Below are 16,908 nucleotides of genomic sequence, written 5' to 3'. Positions count from 1 at the left end.
GCGGCCTCAGACACGCTTGAACAAGGGGCTGCGCGCGCCTTGCGCATCGGCGGCCGAGAGGAATTTCTCGGTGTAGATGTCGCGCTCAAACAGCCGGCCCTGCATCAGGGTGGAAATACAGGCCTCGACCATGGGTGGTGGCCCGCACAGATAGGCTTTGCAACCCGCAAAGCCGCCTTGGAAATGGGCTTGCGCAGCCTCGTGCACAAAGCCACGCGCGCCTTGCCAATCCCCGCAGTCCTCGCCCGATATCGCGGGGATGTAGGTGAAATGCGGGTGCTGCGCGGCCAGGACGCGAAACTCGTCGTCGTAGTACAGCTCCTCGCGCGAGCGCTGGCCGTAGACCAGAGTGATGGGCTGCTCGCAACCATTGGCCAGCAGCTCCAAAATCATGGCGCGTGGGCTGGAAAGCCCCGAGCCCCCAGCCATGAAGACCATGGGCTGGCGTGCCGAATGGCGCACAAAAAAGCGTCCATAGGGCCCGGCCAGCTGCAGGCTGTCACCTTCGCTCAGATGCTCGTGCAGCCAGCCCGTTCCCGCACCGCCCGGCACCAGGCGCACATTGAGCTCGATTTCCTGGGCGCAGCCATCGGCGCCAGGCGCGTTGGCGATGGAAAAAGCGCGCGAGCCGCCCTGCTCCTCGCTCAGACCGGGTATGCGCAGCTGCACATACTGGCCAGCCTGGTAGCGCATGGACTGGTCCAGGCGCAGGTGCAGAGCCTTGATGGTGGGCGTCAGATCGACGATGCGCACCACTGTGGCCGCGAAGTCGCGCACGGGGATGATTTGTGCATCGGGCTCGTCCTCGAAATCGGCCTCGATGGTGGCATCGGACTGCAGCGTGGCACAGCAGGCCAGCGTCATGCCGTCCTCGCGTTCCATGTCCATCAGCGCGAAAGGATTGGCCGCGCCGTGGTCCACCTCGCCGTCGCAAACCTGGACCTTGCAGGTGCCGCACAGGCCGTGGCCGCAGGCGTGGGGAATGTAAATACCCTGGCGCAGAGCGGCGTCCAGCAGGGTCTGGCCTTCCTCCACTTCAATCGAGGCGCCCAGGGGTTCTAAGGTCAGTTGGTAGCTCATATCGTCTCGCTCTCATTCCTGCAGCGCCGGCCAGGCCAGCGCTGCAACCGCCAGGGTGGTTAGCTGTAAGAGCCTTGGATGCCGATCAGGCCCGGGGTGCGAAAGCGGATCACATCCTTGTGCGTCAGGCCGTTGTCGGCCAGCGACTTGGACGCATCGGGCGACCAGGGCTGGCCCGACTTGAACCACTGCACCTCGCTCCAGTCGATGCGTGCAAAGTCGGGGTGGGCGCCATAGACATCGGGCAGCACGGCCTGGGCCAGCGCACCGAAAGGCATATCGGGCGGCAGCGGCAGGGCCACGGGCGAGCAGAACATCAGGTGGTCTTCCCAGCCGATATAGAGCAGAGGCGCGGGAAAGTTCTCGCGCACATCCTTGGCGGGAAAGCGATAGGGCTTGAGTGCGGTGACGCTCATGACTGGGCCTCCTGGCTGGGGTTGGCGGAAGCCTTACTGGCTGCGTTGTTGGCTGAGGTTGCCGGTGGCGGATCGCCGCGCCAGGCCGCAAAATTGCGCTGGTCCTCCGATCCCTCAAAGTCCATGTTGTCGCGGCCCACATTCATGCCGTACCAGTCCAGCACGGCAGCCAGCGGGTCAAAACCTTCGGCCGTGGGGTCCACATCGGGCTTGAAGCAGTTGCCCTGGTAGATCTGGTGCACGGGCAGCCAGGACTGAACATACTTCTCGGGCTCGTCGCCGAAGACATGCTTGCAGCCGTCGCTGCAGAAGTGGTATTTGCTGCCCTCGTAGTCGGACTCGCGATAGCAGATCTTGGTGGCGTCACCGGGCTCGGTGAAGCCCATAGGGATCTGGCAGGTGGTGCACAGCATGGGCAGGGTCTTGCTGTAAAAGCGCTTGCCGGCCTGCTGCTCGGCACGGTAGTGCTCCAGGCGGGGACGGTAGTGCTTGTCAAAGCTGTCCGGGTATTTTTCGGACAGCCACTGCATCTCCTGCTCGCCGGGCACCCAGGTGTGAAAAGGTGCGGCCGCCGTGTAGTTGTAGAAGATGTTCCAGGCCTGGTGGCTGATGTGGTCCTTACCTTCGCAGGCCAGCTTCCAGCCTGCGGGCTCGCGAATGCCGTAGCGCGCCAGGTCGCGGAACAGAGCGCCGCCGTTTTCCTCGGCATACATCTCCCAGGCTTCCTTCCAGCTCATCACGCGCTTGGGCAGCATGTAATCCTGCATCATGGCCACCAGGGTCAGCACGCGGTAGCCGCGCCAGAACCATTTGTCGATCCAGCGCTGCACGATGGGCACATTGCCCGGGTCCTGCTCCAGCATGAACTTGATGCATTCGATGCCCAGCGTCATATGGCGAGACTCATCGCTTTGCGCCGAGAAGCCAAAGGTCACGGTGGACAGATCGCCGTTGTGCGCCGCGCCCGACATGAAGGGCACGAACAGCAGATTGGTCAGCACATATTCGAAGGAGAAGCTCACTGCCGTGAGGAACTCGAACGGGCCTGCGCTCAGCGCATCTTCAAAAAAGGACTTGGGCACCGACAGAAACCAGACCCGGTCGAACCAGTGGCTGGAGCTGTGCATGCCGTTGAAGTACTTGTTGTAGTTGGACAGCGCATGGGTCTCGGTCTGGAAGTGGCGCAGCTCGTCGATGGACTGCATCTGCGCCGCCACGCGTGCCCCCGCACCGGTGAAATGCCGGCCCGCATGGGCAAAACCGCGGTGGGCGTAATACTCCAGCGGCACCACGCCCTGAATGAACAGCTTGAGCGCGTTGAGATAGCGCGCATCGGTCACGCCCAACTGGCCGTTGTTCTGGGCAAAGGCCTCGATCACGGCGTAGAGCTTTTTCTCTTTTTCGCCCTGGTACTTCCAGTAGGCGTCCATGGTCAGGCGGAAGGGGTCTTCCCACTTGTCCCAGTCGTGGATCTTGATGCCCTCGAACTTGTCATAGGGGAAGACCTTGTCCATGGGCTGGTAGCTGGTCTCCCAGCCCAGGCCACGTGTCATGGCGGTGTAGCGGTCCTTGAGGCCCAGCTTTTTCTTGATTACGGGTGCGTCCATGGTGTCTCCTTGGATGGCGTTGTCTGGAGGTGTTCGGTGAGCGGCTCTTACTGGTTCCAGCTCAGGGAGAATTCGTCGTCGTCCTCATCCACATGGCCGGACAGCGTGACCAGATTGATCTGGATCTGCTGCAGCTCGTAGGGGCGACCGGTCTGCTCTTCAATGCTGGCGCGACGTATGACCAGGCGGCCGGGGGCGTCGATCTTCACGAGACCAGGCGAGTACACGGCCTGGGCGTGGGTGTTGTCGGCGAGGATGGCGTCCACCACGGGGCGCGATTCCTCGTTGTCCTGAAAGGCGATGAACACCTTGGAGACGGGGGTGCTAGCAGATGTGCTCATGGCGCTGCTCCTCAGATGTCCAGACCGGCCTTGCGGGCACGGGCATCCAGGCTTTGGCGGACTTCGCTGAGCACGGCTGCACCACGCACACCCAGGGCCAGTTCGGCCACGGCGGCCAGTGCCACGCCGGCATGGTCGGCATAGCTCAGATACCAGCGCGACAGCTGGCTGCGGTTATCTGCGGATTCGGCTGCAGCCACCTTGACCACGGCATCGATCCAGCGTGCGGTCTCGGTGTGCCATTCGGGCATGAAGGCCGTAAGCATGGCCACGGCCGTGCCGCCCTGCACCGTGACATGCTCGTCCACGAAGTGGTTGTAGATCAGGGGATAGAGCAGTCCGTCGAGCACCATGTTCTGGGCTACGAACAGCTCCATGGGGTCCTGCACCACAAGCAGGTCTTCCACCAGATGGCGCAGCGGCTGCCAGGCCGGGTGCTGCATCCAGTCGTTCTTGCCGGCCTCGAGCACGCCGGGCTCGTCCATGACCAGGCCCAGGCGCGTGAGGTACTGGGCCACGCCCAGATGGTCCATGGCATGCATCATGGCCGCAGCCGTGAAGGGCGTACCGTAGCCGCGTGAGCAGATCTGGCTGTTGTTCATATTGCCGCCCCAGGCCACATGGCGCAGCGGCATCAATACATCGCAGGCCTTGGCGCGCAGGGCATCGGACATCTTGCCGGCCAGATTGCGCGACTCCACAAACTGGTAGTTGGCTTCCACGGCCTCCTGCTGCTTGGCACGGGTCATGGTCCAGGTGGCGTAGTAGTACTGACGTGGATCGCGCAGCGCGTTCCAGTCGGCCATGCGGATCGCTGTGCGGCCGGTGTCGAACAGCTCGAACTCCGGCTCCCACAGCGGCCGGTAATGGAAGTGGTGTGTGGGCTGCACGCCCAGCGTGGCCTCCAGATAGCGCGACGCGGGCTTGTCTCCCGTGTAGGCTGCCACGCGGGCAAAGGTATGGCGCAGCGGCTGTATCTCGCGCGCCGAAAGCTCGATATTCATGGGCTTGTCTCCTGTGTTGTCATGGGATGCGTGAGTGATGGTCAGAGCAGCCTGGCTTTCTGGACCTGGCAGAAGGCCTCAAAGTCGGCCTCTGTCATGGCCAGCTCCACCGTGAGTTCGGGCCAGCCCACGGAGAACTCGAAGTCCACAAAACCGTTGGCGCGCTTTTGCAGCACGCGCACCGAGCGGCGCGTGAGATCGCAGGCGGGAAGATCGAGAGTGCTTGTTTCCATGAGAGGCTCCTGGCGGGTCTATGGCCTTTGCAGTTGCACAGCCCGTGCCAGTTCATGAAAATATCGATAAATCTAGGGTTACTCCCTAAATTTGTGCGTGCTTGAGCAAGCTGGGGATCAGCGATTCCCGGGCAAACCCTAGGACAGCAGCCACAATGCTTCAATGCCTACTGCAGTGCAGCATGATCAAATGATCAAGCACCCCATGCAAAGGTTCGCAATTCATCAATTGCGCCAGCAACTCAAGGCCGGGGATGCGGGTCAATCCCGTAGCCAGAATTCGATGTTTTATCGATAGTTTTCTCATGCCCCACACTCCCCCCGCCCTACCCTCCGATGCCGATTTGCGCAGCCAGGTCCGCTTCTCCACCGAAGACGGACTGATCTGGCTCTCGGGCCAGCGCATGTTGCTGCTGCACCTGGCATCTCTTCACGCCCTGCGCCGCGAAATGATGAACACCATGGGCCCCGATCACACGCGGCGCCTGCTGCTGCGTGCCGGCTATGCCGCAGGTGAGCGCGATGCGCTGCTGGCACGCCAGATACGGCCCACGGCCAGCCTGTTCGAGATGTTTGCCGTAGGCCCCCAGTTGCACCGGCTGGAGGGTGCGGTGCGCGCCACGCCGGAAATCTTTGAGGCCGATGAGCAGGCGGGCCACTTTCAATGCGTGGTGCGCTGGGAACACAGCTGGGAAGCGGAAATCCATTTGCGTGAATGGGGCCCCCAGGACCAGCCCTCGTGCTGGATGCTGCTGGGCTATGCCTCGGGTTACTCCAGCGCGTTCTTCCGTCGCCCGGTGTTTTTCAAGGAAATGCAGTGCTCCACCTGCGGCCACGCACACTGCCTGATAGAGGGCCGGTTTCAGCATGAGTGGCCCGATGGCGAACAGATCGCACGCGACTACGACCCCGACTCCATGCTGGTACGCCTGGATGAGCTGCAGTCCCAGGTCGAAGCCTTGCGCACCGGCCTGGCCCCTTGCGACAGCCAGGGCCCTTTGCTGGGCCATTCACGCGCCTTTCAAGCCGCGCTGGAGCTGCTGTCCAAGGCTGCTCCCACCCAGGTCACGGTGTTGCTCACGGGTGAGACCGGCGTGGGCAAGGAACGCTTTGCACGCGCCCTGCATGCCATGAGCCCGCGCGCCGACAAACCCTTTGTGACCGTGAACTGCGCGGCCTTGCCCGCCGACCTGATAGAGAGCGAGCTGTTCGGCGCCGAAAAAGGCGCGTTCACCGGCGCCACGGCCACGCGCATAGGGCGCTTTGAACGCGCCCATGGCGGCACGCTGATGCTGGACGAGCTGGGCGAGCTGCCCCTGGCCGCCCAGGCCAAGCTGCTGCGCGTGCTGCAAAGCGGCGAGGTGGAGCGCCTGGGCGGCCACCGCAGCACCCAGGTCGATGTGCGCGTGATCGCCGCCACCAATGTGGACCTGGAAAAAGCCGTGGAGCAGGGGCGCTTTCGGCGCGACCTGCTCTACCGCCTCAACGTCTACCCCATACGCATCCCCGCGCTGCGCGAGCGCGTGGACGATATCGAGCTGCTGGCCATGCATTTGCTGCAGAAATACTCGGCCTTGCACGGCAAGCCGGCCCCGGGCTTCAGCGACCGGGCGCTGACCGCGCTGCGCGGCCACAGCTGGCCCGGCAATGTGCGCGAGCTGGAGAACCTGGTGGAACGCGGCCTCATCCTCACGCCGGCCGGCGAACCCATCGATGTGGCTTGCCTGTTCCCCCAGTGGAGCGACAACGGCCAAAGCACCATAGACGACCAAGGCCATCTGGCCCAGGCCTGCGGCGCAGATGGCGATCTGCACACGGCCGGGGTGTACGACAGCATGCAGCACCAGGGGCTTTCGCTGGACGCCCTGGAAGACGGGCTGCTGCAAGAAGCCGTGCGCCGCGCCAGCGGCAATCTGGCCGCAGCGGCCCGCGCCCTGGGCATGACCCGCCCCCAACTCAGCTACCGGCTCTCACGCATCCGCGAACGCACCACAGGCACCGAGGAGTAAACGCTTGGCCAAGAAATCCTTTATGCAATGCCTGGCCCTGCCCGAGACTGAATCCAGCGGCGGCGAAGCATCGCGCACCCTGACCGAGCAAACCTATGCCCGGCTGCGCACCGACATTGTCGAAGGCCGCCTGCTGCCTGGCAGCAAGCTGCGCATAGAGCATCTGCGCCAGGCCTACGAGGTCGGCGCAGGCACCTTGCGGGAGGCGTTGACGCGCCTGGTCAGTGATGCCCTGGTCACAACCGAAGGCCAGCGCGGCTTTCGCGTCTCCACCATCGCCATGGACGACCTGCAGGACATCACCCGCCTGCGGGTACATATCGAAACCCATGCGCTTCGTGAATCCATACGCCATGGCGACGCGGCCTGGCGGGCCCAGTTGCAGGCCAGCTATGACGAACTCTCGGCGGCCGAGCAACCGCTATCCAGCGACAACCGCCGCCAGTGGGAGGCCTTGAACCTGCGCTTTCACGAGACCCTGCTCTCCGGCTATGCATCCCCTTGGACATTGAAGGTGCTGCGCCTGCTGGCGCGCCATAGCGAGCGCTACCGCTGCTATGCCATGGAGCAACCCGCGCTCACCCGCGATGTGCATGCCGAGCACCAGGAAATCTTCGAGCTCGCCATGGCTGGCCAAGAAGCCCGCGCGGCACTGGCCCTGGAAGCCCATATTTGCACCACCCCCCATCTGCTGCTGCAAGCCATGCGCGAAGGCAAGCTGGTGTTGCCTGGCACCCGGCCGGAAGGGGAGGTATGAACTGCAGCACAGCTTTATCATTTTGATAGCTGTCTGTGCTGGATGGGAAAGTGCCAGAGGATAGACAGGGTATATCTACCTGTCCAATGGCAGTCCATCACTCGATTGCCGCTGCCATCCAGGCCACTGACCAGAATAGCTCTGTAGGCCAGCTTTCGTCAGAGGTTTGCATGAATCAAGCTGACTTCCGCTTTTGACCGCTAGCAGCCAGCCACCGAGGGCTGCTCACGCCCCATAGCCGCCGTTCGCACACATCAATTGCAGTCAGTTAAAAGGACGCGCCGAATTGAGGGCTTCGCAGCCTGGCCTTGCTATTGATAGAAGCTGGAGGGCGAGACCCCGAAATGTCGACGGAACATCGCAGCAAACGCGCTGGCACTGCCGTAGCCGCAGTCGAGCGCTACTTCGATGACCTTGTTACCTGCAGCAATCCCGCGCAGCGCGTGAAGCAGCCTAGCCTGCTCACGCCACTGAGCGAACGTCATGCCAGTCTCCTTGGCAAATAGCCGGTGCAACGTTCGCTCTCCCACATGGATTGACGCTGCCCATTCCGCGGCATTCGACGAATCTGAGGGGGTTGCGCCAAGTTGGTCGCAGATGCTGCGAAGCCGCCCATCCTTGGGCATTGGCAGATGAAGCGGAAGGGTTGTCGAGACGCGAATCTCATCAATGAGCAATTCCAGAAGCCGTGCGTCGCGGCCTTTCGGCTCGGTGTGGAACGCAATGCGGACCGCCTCCACGAGCAGTTCGCGCAGCAGGGGTGAGACGTTGATGACGCTGCTCTCATGCGGCAAGGTCGTTACCTTCGCGGCATCGATGTACGCCGTGCGCATAAGCACGTCACCGGCCATCGTGACGGTATGCCGCAGGCCCGTGGTTATCCAGAGCGCGCGATTGGGAGGGACGATCCAAGACCCCGCGTCGGTGTGCACCACCATAACACCCTCTGTAGCGTAGAGAAGCTGGCCTTTGGGGTGGGAATGCCAACCCGTGGACATACCGACCGGCCACCTGCTCTCCATGACGACGACCGGCCAGGCCAGGCTGTCGTACTGCTTGTGTTTATGGGATGGATGCGTTGCCATGGCAGAAACTCTACAGGTATTGGCAGATGAGCGTGCGACAGCCAATCGGCAAGGACGTAATCTCCAAGTTCAGCCGTTCAACGGCTCAGGTCCAACGCACTTGCCTCTGTATTTCCATGACCGTCAGAACTGCCACTCTCTCTACATCGGAAGCACCTTGCATCGCGGTGCCCGACGCCAAGTCACAGGGATTCCTTCTCCCTATCGTCGTGGGCGCTGCCTTTGCCCACCTTCTCAACGACATGATCCAGGCCATGCTGCCTTCGATCTTTCCCATGCTCAAACAGAGCTTCTCCTTGAGCTTTGGGCAGATCGGAATCATCGCGCTGGTCTATCAAGTCACGGCTTCGCTGCTCCAGCCCTGGATCGGCCTGTACACAGACAAGCATCCCAAGCCATACCTGCTTCCTTCGGGCATGGGGATGACCTTCATCGGAATCGCGCTCTTGGCTACGGCCAGCAGCTACGAGATGCTGTTGGTTGCGGCAGCGGTGGTGGGCGTCGGCTCTGCTACTTTTCACCCAGAGGCCTCGCGGATTGCCAGGCTGGCGTCGGGTGGCAGGTTTGGAACAGCGCAATCCACTTTTCAGGTAGGTGGTAACACCGGCTCAGCCATCGGCCCCTTGCTGACTGCGGCCATCGTTATCCCGCATGGTCAGCCAGCCGTAGCATGGTTCATGGTGGTCGCACTGGTTGCGATCTTCGTTTTGTATCGCCTCACGATCTGGGTGCGTCATCACGGAACAGCTAAAGCCAAGGTCCTGTCGAAAGGCCATGGCGAGGGGCTGGACCGCTCTGGCGTGATACGTGCGATTTCCGTTATCTGTGTGCTGATGTTTGCGAAGTTCGTCTACATCGCATCATTCACCAACTACTTCACGTTCTATCTGATCGAGCGCTTTCAGCTCAGCGTGCAGACGAGCCAGCTGTTTCTCTTCATGTTCCTCGCAGCTGTGGCCGCAGGAACCTTCGCAGGAGGACCTGTTGGAGACCGCATTGGCCGCAAGGCTGTCATCTGGATTTCGTTTCTTGGCGTCGCCCCGTTCGCTCTTGCGCTGCCTTATGTCGGTCTTGCCGGGACAGCCATCCTCGCCATTGTCATAGGCTTGGTAATGTCATCTGCCTTTGCCGCTCTGGTGGTCTACGCACAGGAGGCCGTCCCCGGTCGCGTGGGACTGGTATCTGGGCTGATGTTTGGGTTGATGTTCGGCGTCGGCGGAATTGGCGCAGCCGGACTGGGTGAGTTGGCAGATGTACACGGCATTGTGTGGGTCTATGGCGTGACCTCATTTCTGCCGCTCCTTGGCTTCGCCACAGCGTTTCTTCCAGAAACTCAGCGAAAGAAGCTCTAAAACTGCTACATCGCTATACGCCTACGTCCGCTTCCCTCAAAAGTGCCGAATGGCAGGTTGCGGCCGGTTGCGGCTGTCGCTGTTCGGCCCAAAGCAGGTATTCAAGTTGACTTGGCCTTACTGGCTGCAACTGTAAGTGGCTGAATTTTCCCAGCCAAGGCTGCATGCATTAGCCGTTGAAACGTTGGGCAATCGAGATGGTTCTTCTCGGGGCAGTTGGCCGCATGTCGTAAGCCGTCACGCACAGCCTTTAATTGCTTGATGGATCTCTCTACTAGATCGGCCTTGGCGAGCAACATTTCTCTAGGTACCTGAATGTTCCCATCAAGAGGCAACATTGCTCTAATCTCGTCGAGTGAGAACCCAGCAGCCCGTCCAAGAGCGATGACCGATAAGTGCTCTAGAACTTGAGCATCAAACAGTCGCCGCTGCCCATGTCTTCCGATAGAGCGGATCAACCCCTTCTCTTCATAGAAACGAAGTGTTGGTGCAGATAGTCCTGTTCGTTTTGCTACTTCTGTGATGTCCATATTCAGGCCTTGCGCTCAAGTGCACTTGAGCTTTTACAGTGTTTCACATCACTGTAAATCACCAGAAGCAATACGAAAAAATGACTAAGCTTACAAACGGTTGGATGCTGATTTTTGGTCTCGGCGTTGGCGCAACATTACTGATGGACTTGTGGTCTGCCGTGCTCCGTCGCATGGGAATAGCCACCTTGAACTACGCAATGCTTGGGCGCTGGTGCCTTCACTGGCGCAGTGGTATCTGGTTTCACAAGTCAATCAAAGAGGCTCAACCAATGGGCGGCGAAAATGTCGTTGGCTGGACGCTGCACTATCTGACAGGAATTGCTTTCGCGCAGGTGTTTGTGCTCGTTACAGGGCGCCAGTGGATAGAAGTGCCCGCCTTGGCTCCAGCGCTGATTTTTGGTGCGGCGACAGTGCTTTTCCCGTGGACCGTCTTGCAACCAGCGCTAGGGGCTGGATTCGCAAGCGCGAAAACACCTCGTCCATGGCTCAGTCGCGTAGTGAGTCTGGCGACGCATCTGGTTTTTGGAGCCAGCTTATACCTTTGCGCCAGAGCCTTCACGGCACTTTAACGACTGCTCCCGGCCGAAAGGCGCCTGCCAGGGAGCGACCTCGGTAGCCAGGGATGATCATCCTCAGTCAATCCTTGATCGAAGCTGTCGGTGCACTGATAGCGAGCATTTGGTACAGATGATCAATGTTACCGATACACCCATTTCAATCGAACCTGCAGAACGGAGGTGCTCGACTACTATGTCTTTGAATCGTTGCAGGAAGTGCACTCGATGACCGAGGGCTGGCTGCATCGCTACAACCACCCTCGCCCACATGAATCGCCAGGCCGGATTCCTCCGGTCGCGTATCGTGTCAAACGTTTCCCCAACCTCTGCTTTTAGGTGGCGCAGGAAAACGAGGAGACTTCACTGACCTACCGGGGCGCCGCTTTGATCGCCGTATTCAAGGTAGTCCACAGCTCCTTGGTGACGGGCACCATGTCCTGCCTGAAGTACCACCAGAAGTGACCGCCCACGTAATTCGGAGTAGTGATCTTCATCGTGTAATAGCGGGTCAGGTACTCGGCCTTCTTGGTTTTGCGTGAGGTACCCACCTCCCCGAACCCGATCTTGGAATTGGGGAACATCACGCGCAGCTTGTCGAACACCTGCTGCCAGTTGGGCTTGAGTCCATTGCAGTCATCCTCATAGTAGGAAATCCAGACGTAATCCAGACCCTGCTTCATGTAGGCAGGGACATTGGTCTCGGCCCACTTGAACATTTCATTGGAGGATTGAGACCAGCAGCCCTGGTTGTAGTAGAGCGTGATCGCGGCCGTCTTGTTCTGTGCCTTCACGATGTTGTAGGCATTGGTCATCTTCGCCACCACATCGGCATTGGCCCCCAGCCATTCGCCGTTGACCTCGTTGGCTACTTCCCAGATATCCACTACATCCGACAACGCATTGAGGTATTGATTAGTCCGTTGGATGTATGCATCCACGCTGTACTGCTTGACGTAGTACGAGTCCAATATCTCACCCATCACATAGGAAACCTTGGAGATTTCCACTGCTGGCTTGCGGTAATAGTCCGGGTTCACGAACTCATCGAAGACGATACGCGTGGTAGGCCGGTAGGCCAGAGACGACAGGCTGCGCGTGATGTCGCCAAGCCTACTCACATCATCCACGGTGACACCGTAGATGGGAGTCGGGACTATGCGGCCCGAGGGTACGTTGGTCTGAGCAGATACTACGGAGCACAGGGAGGCAATGCAGAATGGGATAAACGCTTTCATGCGGTATCCCCCAATGAAGGGTTCAATGAGTTTTTTCACTTGGATCAATATGAATCGAGGCATGGCAAGGGTAGGATGTGACTGGTTCCAGCTGGTAGCACCAGCTCAGACCGACCCTCAGTTGACTCTCGATAACTAGCTAAACAGGCGACTTTAGTGCATGAAATTTGGCTAACAGTGGCTAAATGAAACGAAATGCGTTCCATGAGCCAATGCACATATCGAGCTCACAGCCCTCGGCCCTTGTTGGCGCGCTCAATGCTTTGCGGCAGCTACCAGTCAATGAGTTGATTGCCAGAGTTGATGTGCCAACCTGGGTAACGTGGGTGAGCCCTCAACATGAAGCGTTACGTGTGTTGCCTACGATATGGGTCGTTTACAAAAATGAGCGCATCGAGAAAATTGTCATCGTGCGGTTGCCAGTCGGATGATATGAACGGTGCTTTAGTGGCCACTTGTCCTTCACTTCACAGTCCGCTTTTGGCCAAGAGTTCCATTTCACTCATGCACCAATAACAGTCACTGGATGACTTGCCGTTCACATCGAGTGCCTGCTCCGGGGACTCATGTAGACCCCACGCTCCCGGCCAAGAGCAGTCGGTCAGAGATTTCTCCAAGCCGACCGCCCCTCAATACGTCAAGCTCACCAGCTGACCTACAGGGGAAGCTGAATTCAAACGCAATCAAACCGCTTCCAAAAGAGCCTTGTTCAGTCGCAAAGTACTAATTAACCGACCTTTGGGTACTTATGCCAGAAGGGAAGGAAACAGGCGCTTACCGCAATGCGACTATCGCCGCCTGCAGGCGCTTCGGGCGCAAACGATGCAAGAGCCAGAGTGGGTATCACCGATGCAGCCTGGTGTAGACCAAGAGCCACTGCATCAAGCGACTCGGTGAACAGGTGATGTCACGTTCGCTTGAGCGGCAGGCCAAAGAGCTTCATATCCGGGCCGCTCTTTTCAATCAGTTCACTGAGCTGGGCCGCCCGCAAACGGTGGCTGTGGCATAGCCACGTCTGGGGTCAGGGGTAGTCTGGCCCGGTGCTGATTTATGCAACAACACCACGCACCTAGAGACATGTCCAGTTATAAGATACATAATTAATGAATCTTATGTGCGGCAACGACAGCGAAAGGAATTGTGCAATGAGGATTCATGAGCTTTGCACTGAAGAGGAAGTCGTCAGCTTGGTGCACTCCTTCTATGCGCGAATACGCCAGGACGAGGTGCTCGGCCCCATCTTCGATGCACGTATAGCGGACTGGGACCATCATCTGACCAAACTGGTGGATTTCTGGTCGGCCATTTTGCGACGCACAGCACGCTTTTCAGGAGCCCCTATGCCCAAGCATGCTGCGCTACCAGGTCTAAGCCAAGAGCTGTTTGAGCGCTGGCTGGGCCTGTTCGAGATCACGCTGGCCGAGCAACCCAACCGCGCCATGGCCGATCAAGCGTGGCAGGCGGCGCGCCGTATTGCACAGAGCCTGTGGTCGGGCTACCAGATGAGCCGTGATCCCAAGGCACTACCGGCGGTGGTGAGCCATGTCTGAGCTGCTGCAGATCGAGGAGCCGATGAGGTCTGCGCCCCAACCCAAGCCTCCTGCGCCCCAGTGGAAAGCCTTACTGGAGCTTGGCTTCAGGCCCTTGTACATGGCCGGTTGTCTGTGGGCGGCGGTGTCGGTCGCGCTGTGGGTGTTCGCGCCACAGTGGCTTGCGGGGCGTTTGGGCGGCGTGCTGTGGCATGCGCACGAGATGTTGTGGGCCTTTGTGGCGACGATTGCCGTGGGCTTTCTGCTCACGGCGGCTAGTAACTGGACTGGAAGCAACCCTATTCAGGGCCGGGCGCTGGGTGGGTTGTGCGTACTGTGGCTGCTGGCGCGCGTGGGTTTCCTGGTGGTGGGTGATACAGCTTTTGCTTTTGCCGTAGTGTGTGAACTGCTGTTTTTTGCCGCCGCTGCCATAGTGCTGGGCCGGGTGATCTATGCAGCACGCAGCCGACGCAATTACGGCCTGCCGCTGCTGGTGTCAGGCCTGGGCGTGGCCGATGCACTCTTTCTGCTCTCGGTATGGCAAGGCAGCGACTACGCAACGCTGATGCACTACCTCTATGCAGGGCTGCTGTGCATGGCTGTGATTGCACTACTGGTGGCGCGGCGCGTTATTCCATTCTTCGCTATGCGGGCGGTGACGGATCTGCAGATTCCCATGCATATGGCCAGCGGGCAGTGGCAACTCTGGGCTGGCGGGCTTGGCATTGTCTGCCTGTTGCTGGGCTGGGTGCCGGGTATGGTGACCGCATTGGCTGTCACGGGACTCATCACCCTATGGCAGGTGTTGGCCTGGAAACCCTGGGCTGTGCGTCAGGTGCCGTTGCTGTGGATTCTGTATCTGGGTCATGCGGCCTTGGGCACGGGCCTGCTGGTGGCAGCGCTCCAGGCGAGCAGCTGGGTACTGCGCTTGGCCTGGCCGGTCCATGTGATCGGCGTGGCCGGCTTTGCGGTGCTGATAATCGGCATGGTGACACGTACGGCTTTGGGCCATCTGGGGCGACCATTGCGCGCCGATCGGAGCATCGTGGTCATGTATGTGCTGGTGCTCGCAGCCGCTTTGCTGCGCCTGCTGGCACTTCTGCCTGCGGGGCTCCCTCAAGCCGCGCTGCATGCCTCGGCGCTTGCATGGGTGCTGGCCTTTGCTTTGTACCTTTGGCGATTTGTGCCCTTGCTGATTCGGCCGCGCCTGCCACCTGCTGGACTCTCAGCGGCTCAGCCCTCAGGACATGTCGTCCGCAAGTCCAGAAAATCTGTTTGAACGAGATCACTCAATGCGTCTAACCCTGATGACCGACTATGCGCTGCGGCTGCTCATGCATGTGGCCCAGCGGCCAGAGCGCCTGTGCACGATTTCCGAGGTTGCGCAGGCTTATAGCATTTCCGAGGCAAATTTGATGAAAGTGACGCATCAACTGGCCCTGCAGGGTTGGATAGAGACGGTACGTGGCAAGGGAGGCGGCATGCGCCTCGCCCGTGAACCTAAGCAGATCCATATCGGTACAGTGATACGGGGACTAGAGTCCGACTTCACGCTGGTGGAATGCTTTGGCAACGACAACCGGTGCACGCTGACCGGCGACTGCCGCCTCGCTGGCATGTTGCAAGGAGCTTTGCACAGCTTCATGGCGCATCTAGATGGCTTCACTCTTGCAGACCTGATACCACCAACCTCTGTCAGCGCAGTGCCGTTGATTCCTGCCATACGACTGTCAAGAGAGAAGGCCCAGACATGAGCTATGGCCTGCTGATCACACTACACCTGCTGGCCGCCGTGGCGTTTGCAGGCACAGTGTTCTTCGAAGTCGTGCTGCTGGCCAACGTGCACAGCCGAGTGCCGCAGCAGCACATGCTCCCTGTGGAGCAGGCGCTGGGGACACGCGCCACCGCCGTCATGCCCTGGGTGTTGCTAGTGCTGTATTCTGCGGGAGCAGGCTTGGCCTGGCAGCACCGCTCGGTACTGGCGCACCCATTGGCCAGCAGCACAGGCATGCTGATGGTGCTCAAGATTGCGCTGGCGCTTAGCGTGCTTGCGCACTTCGCCAGCGCCATGTGGTGGCGCCGCCAAGGACAACTTAATGGACGACGCTCGCACCGATTGCACCTGAGCGTGTTCTGCCATGTGCTGGTCATTGTCTTGCTGGCCAAGGCCATGTTCTATCTGCACTGGTAAGAGCCATGCGAGGTATGCCAAGCGGCTGCATCCAAATGCGTCATGGCAGACTTTCCCCTTGATCAGGGTGAGTCTGCCAATTCAATATCCAAAGAACTCCTCACTACGCACATCGTCCTCATCAATGCCGGCTGATAACAGCAACTGCTGCATTGCCGCAACCATGGAAGGTGGACCAGCAACATAAAAGATCGGATCAGCCAAGCCCACAATGGCCTGCTGGAGCCACGCTCTATCGATCGTTTGTGTATCACCACTCCAATCCACGGCAGAGTGCGCCATATCCGTCATGGTGGCCTTGAGCCGGAATTTGGGATTCTTCTTTTCGAGAGCTTGAAGCTCAGAGAGAAACGCCGAATCTTCTGGACGACGATTGGAATACAGCAGAAGCAAATCCTGCTGTGACTGCTGCATTGCAGCGTTTCTCAGCATGCTCATGAACGGCGTCACGCCAATCCCACCGGCGATGAGCACACCCGCTCGCGCTGTGTTTTTGTGCAAGGTAAGCGAACCAAATGGTCCATCGATATCCAAATCAGCACCTACGGGTAGCGCCGCCAAAGCGCGTTTGTAAACACTGTCCCTCATCCGCGTGGCAAACACCAATTCACTCTCGTGCGGCGCGCTGACAATGGAGAATGCGTGACATCGCTCCTCTTTGCTCTCCCCAGGGACCGCGCCCGGCAGCTGGATTTCAAACGCCTGTCCAGGGCGGAAATCAAACCCCGCCGGTTTGGCGAGATGGAATGCCATCGTACCCTGTGCAACCTCTTCGCGTTCGAGGATTTTGCTGTGCTCTATGCCCATGATTCACTCCTTCGCAATCAATGGATCTACACATTGGATGTGTCCAATGGAGCAAATATTCCCGTCAATCGATACCCACCGTGAGAAACGGGTCGAATTGGGCGTTCTCATTGAGTCGACCACCTCAGCCTGTTATGGCAGCGTTCGGCCAGAAGCAGCCCCGTTCAGCACG

18 protein-coding genes and 2 pseudogenes are annotated in these 16,908 nt (G+C 59.6%); 10 read left to right on the top strand and 10 right to left on the bottom strand.

Features of this window, described 5'->3' with window-relative positions; all coding sequences use genetic code 11:
- Nucleotides 1-6 precede the first annotated feature (6 nt).
- The 6 genes from EIC84_RS14090 to EIC84_RS14065 are packed head-to-tail and all read right to left on the bottom strand — an operon-like array spanning nucleotide 7 to nucleotide 4,681.
- Complete coding sequence (locus tag EIC84_RS14090) at nucleotides 7-1,080, bottom strand: NADH:ubiquinone reductase (Na(+)-transporting) subunit F (RefSeq protein ID WP_003066650.1); 1,074 nt, start codon at nucleotides 1,078-1,080, stop codon at nucleotides 7-9.
- Nucleotides 1,081-1,139: 59 nt separating this feature from the next.
- The gene (locus tag EIC84_RS14085) at nucleotides 1,140-1,496 is read right to left on the bottom strand and encodes a phenol hydroxylase subunit P4 (RefSeq protein ID WP_003066651.1); all 357 of its coding nucleotides are present in this window, start codon (nucleotides 1,494-1,496) and stop codon (nucleotides 1,140-1,142) included.
- The gene (locus EIC84_RS14080; protein WP_003066652.1) at nucleotides 1,493-3,103 is read right to left on the bottom strand and encodes an aromatic/alkene/methane monooxygenase hydroxylase/oxygenase subunit alpha; all 1,611 of its coding nucleotides are present in this window, start codon (nucleotides 3,101-3,103) and stop codon (nucleotides 1,493-1,495) included. Before EIC84_RS14080 ends, EIC84_RS14085 begins: the two co-directional genes overlap by 4 nt.
- Nucleotides 3,104-3,150: 47 nt before the next feature.
- A complete protein-coding gene (locus EIC84_RS14075) occupies nucleotides 3,151-3,444 on the bottom strand; it encodes an MmoB/DmpM family protein (RefSeq protein WP_003066653.1) in 294 nt (97 codons plus the stop codon).
- Nucleotides 3,445-3,455: 11 nt separating this feature from the next.
- Nucleotides 3,456-4,448 (bottom strand): aromatic/alkene monooxygenase hydroxylase subunit beta, encoded by a 993-nt coding sequence (locus EIC84_RS14070; protein WP_003066654.1) that lies wholly within the window; start codon nucleotides 4,446-4,448, stop codon nucleotides 3,456-3,458.
- A 41-nt stretch (nucleotides 4,449-4,489) separates the two neighbouring features.
- Nucleotides 4,490-4,681: a phenol hydroxylase subunit gene (locus EIC84_RS14065; RefSeq protein WP_003066655.1), complete on the bottom strand. Its 192-nt coding sequence runs from the start codon at nucleotides 4,679-4,681 to the stop codon at nucleotides 4,490-4,492.
- Nucleotides 4,682-4,986: 305 nt separating this feature from the next.
- Here EIC84_RS14065 and EIC84_RS14060 point away from each other — a divergent pair, with 305 nt between their 5' ends.
- Entirely contained in the window at nucleotides 4,987-6,690 is a 1,704-nt protein-coding gene (locus EIC84_RS14060) for a sigma-54-dependent Fis family transcriptional regulator (RefSeq protein WP_003066656.1), read from the top strand.
- A gap of 4 nt (nucleotides 6,691-6,694) precedes the next feature.
- A complete protein-coding gene (locus EIC84_RS14055) occupies nucleotides 6,695-7,447 on the top strand; it encodes a GntR family transcriptional regulator (RefSeq protein WP_003066657.1) in 753 nt (250 codons plus the stop codon).
- A gap of 311 nt (nucleotides 7,448-7,758) precedes the next feature.
- Here the strand turns inward: EIC84_RS14055 and EIC84_RS14050 are convergent, their stop codons facing one another.
- Nucleotides 7,759-8,532, bottom strand: a complete 774-nt coding sequence (locus EIC84_RS14050; RefSeq protein WP_003066659.1) for a helix-turn-helix transcriptional regulator — start codon at nucleotides 8,530-8,532, stop codon at nucleotides 7,759-7,761.
- 26 nt (nucleotides 8,533-8,558) lie between these two features.
- Between EIC84_RS14050 and EIC84_RS14045 the strand changes: the two genes are divergently transcribed.
- Complete coding sequence (locus EIC84_RS14045; protein ID WP_003066661.1) at nucleotides 8,559-9,884, top strand: MFS transporter; 1,326 nt, start codon at nucleotides 8,559-8,561, stop codon at nucleotides 9,882-9,884.
- A 101-nt stretch (nucleotides 9,885-9,985) separates the two neighbouring features.
- On the opposite strand, the gene EIC84_RS14040 is transcribed toward EIC84_RS14045, so the two are convergent.
- A complete protein-coding gene (locus EIC84_RS14040; RefSeq protein WP_080554169.1) occupies nucleotides 9,986-10,414 on the bottom strand; it encodes a helix-turn-helix domain-containing protein in 429 nt (142 codons plus the stop codon).
- Nucleotides 10,415-10,452: 38 nt separating this feature from the next.
- On the opposite strand from EIC84_RS14040, the gene EIC84_RS14035 reads away from it, so the two are divergent.
- Both EIC84_RS14035 and EIC84_RS26330 read left to right on the top strand, forming a co-directional pair.
- Nucleotides 10,453-10,986 (top strand): DUF2938 domain-containing protein, encoded by a 534-nt coding sequence (locus EIC84_RS14035; protein ID WP_223305730.1) that lies wholly within the window; start codon nucleotides 10,453-10,455, stop codon nucleotides 10,984-10,986.
- 156 nt (nucleotides 10,987-11,142) lie between these two features.
- Nucleotides 11,143-11,310 (top strand): annotated as a pseudogene (locus EIC84_RS26330) (integrase core domain-containing protein); the annotation flags it as partial.
- A 32-nt stretch (nucleotides 11,311-11,342) separates the two neighbouring features.
- Here EIC84_RS26330 and EIC84_RS14025 read toward each other — a convergent pair.
- Entirely contained in the window at nucleotides 11,343-12,209 is an 867-nt protein-coding gene (locus EIC84_RS14025; protein WP_034362322.1) for a hypothetical protein, read from the bottom strand.
- A 772-nt stretch (nucleotides 12,210-12,981) separates the two neighbouring features.
- On the opposite strand from EIC84_RS14025, the pseudogene EIC84_RS14020 reads away from it, so the two are divergent.
- The 5 genes and pseudogenes from EIC84_RS14020 to EIC84_RS14000 form a co-directional block, all read left to right on the top strand.
- Nucleotides 12,982-13,218, top strand: a pseudogene (locus EIC84_RS14020) (IS5/IS1182 family transposase); the annotation flags it as partial.
- Nucleotides 13,219-13,354: 136 nt separating this feature from the next.
- Nucleotides 13,355-13,759, top strand: a complete 405-nt coding sequence (locus EIC84_RS14015; protein WP_003066669.1) for a group III truncated hemoglobin — start codon at nucleotides 13,355-13,357, stop codon at nucleotides 13,757-13,759.
- Nucleotides 13,752-15,017: an NnrS family protein gene (locus EIC84_RS14010; RefSeq protein ID WP_003066671.1), complete on the top strand. Its 1,266-nt coding sequence runs from the start codon at nucleotides 13,752-13,754 to the stop codon at nucleotides 15,015-15,017. Before EIC84_RS14015 ends, EIC84_RS14010 begins: the two co-directional genes overlap by 8 nt.
- A gap of 13 nt (nucleotides 15,018-15,030) precedes the next feature.
- On the top strand, nucleotides 15,031-15,492 hold the full coding sequence (locus EIC84_RS14005) for an Rrf2 family transcriptional regulator (protein WP_003066673.1): 462 nt from the start codon (nucleotides 15,031-15,033) through the stop codon (nucleotides 15,490-15,492).
- The gene (locus EIC84_RS14000; RefSeq protein WP_003066676.1) at nucleotides 15,489-15,929 is read left to right on the top strand and encodes a CopD family copper resistance protein; all 441 of its coding nucleotides are present in this window, start codon (nucleotides 15,489-15,491) and stop codon (nucleotides 15,927-15,929) included. Before EIC84_RS14005 ends, EIC84_RS14000 begins: the two co-directional genes overlap by 4 nt.
- Before the next feature lie 81 nt (nucleotides 15,930-16,010).
- Here EIC84_RS14000 and EIC84_RS13995 read toward each other — a convergent pair whose 3' ends face one another.
- Nucleotides 16,011-16,736: an FAD-dependent oxidoreductase gene (locus EIC84_RS13995; RefSeq protein ID WP_003066678.1), complete on the bottom strand. Its 726-nt coding sequence runs from the start codon at nucleotides 16,734-16,736 to the stop codon at nucleotides 16,011-16,013.
- Nucleotides 16,737-16,908 lie beyond the last annotated feature (172 nt).

It is taken from the genome of Comamonas sp. A23 (assembly GCF_004522605.1).
Taxonomy (GTDB): domain Bacteria; phylum Pseudomonadota; class Gammaproteobacteria; order Burkholderiales; family Burkholderiaceae_C; genus Comamonas; species Comamonas thiooxydans.
This window is presented reverse-complemented; position numbering and strand designations above follow the sequence as displayed.

Bases quoted from the DNA above. Each gene is read 5' to 3' on its own strand.
- EIC84_RS14090 (WP_003066650.1), bottom strand. From the start codon at position 1,080: ATGAGCTACCAACTGACCTTAGAACCCCTGGGCGCCTCGATTGAAGTG.
- EIC84_RS14085 (WP_003066651.1), bottom strand. From the start codon at position 1,496: ATGAGCGTCACCGCACTCAAGCCCTATCGCTTTCCCGCCAAGGATGTG.
- EIC84_RS14080 (WP_003066652.1), bottom strand. From the start codon at position 3,103: ATGGACGCACCCGTAATCAAGAAAAAGCTGGGCCTCAAGGACCGCTAC.
- EIC84_RS14075 (WP_003066653.1), bottom strand. From the start codon at position 3,444: ATGAGCACATCTGCTAGCACCCCCGTCTCCAAGGTGTTCATCGCCTTT.
- EIC84_RS14070 (WP_003066654.1), bottom strand. From the start codon at position 4,448: ATGAATATCGAGCTTTCGGCGCGCGAGATACAGCCGCTGCGCCATACC.
- EIC84_RS14065 (WP_003066655.1), bottom strand. From the start codon at position 4,681: ATGGAAACAAGCACTCTCGATCTTCCCGCCTGCGATCTCACGCGCCGC.
- EIC84_RS14060 (WP_003066656.1), top strand. From the start codon at position 4,987: ATGCCCCACACTCCCCCCGCCCTACCCTCCGATGCCGATTTGCGCAGC.
- EIC84_RS14050 (WP_003066659.1), bottom strand. From the start codon at position 8,532: ATGGCAACGCATCCATCCCATAAACACAAGCAGTACGACAGCCTGGCC.
- EIC84_RS14045 (WP_003066661.1), top strand. From the start codon at position 8,559: ATGAGCGTGCGACAGCCAATCGGCAAGGACGTAATCTCCAAGTTCAGC.
- EIC84_RS14040 (WP_080554169.1), bottom strand. From the start codon at position 10,414: ATGGACATCACAGAAGTAGCAAAACGAACAGGACTATCTGCACCAACA.
- EIC84_RS14025 (WP_034362322.1), bottom strand. From the start codon at position 12,209: ATGAAAGCGTTTATCCCATTCTGCATTGCCTCCCTGTGCTCCGTAGTA.
- EIC84_RS14015 (WP_003066669.1), top strand. From the start codon at position 13,355: ATGAGGATTCATGAGCTTTGCACTGAAGAGGAAGTCGTCAGCTTGGTG.
- EIC84_RS14010 (WP_003066671.1), top strand. From the start codon at position 13,752: ATGTCTGAGCTGCTGCAGATCGAGGAGCCGATGAGGTCTGCGCCCCAA.
- EIC84_RS14005 (WP_003066673.1), top strand. From the start codon at position 15,031: ATGCGTCTAACCCTGATGACCGACTATGCGCTGCGGCTGCTCATGCAT.
- EIC84_RS14000 (WP_003066676.1), top strand. From the start codon at position 15,489: ATGAGCTATGGCCTGCTGATCACACTACACCTGCTGGCCGCCGTGGCG.
- EIC84_RS13995 (WP_003066678.1), bottom strand. From the start codon at position 16,736: ATGGGCATAGAGCACAGCAAAATCCTCGAACGCGAAGAGGTTGCACAG.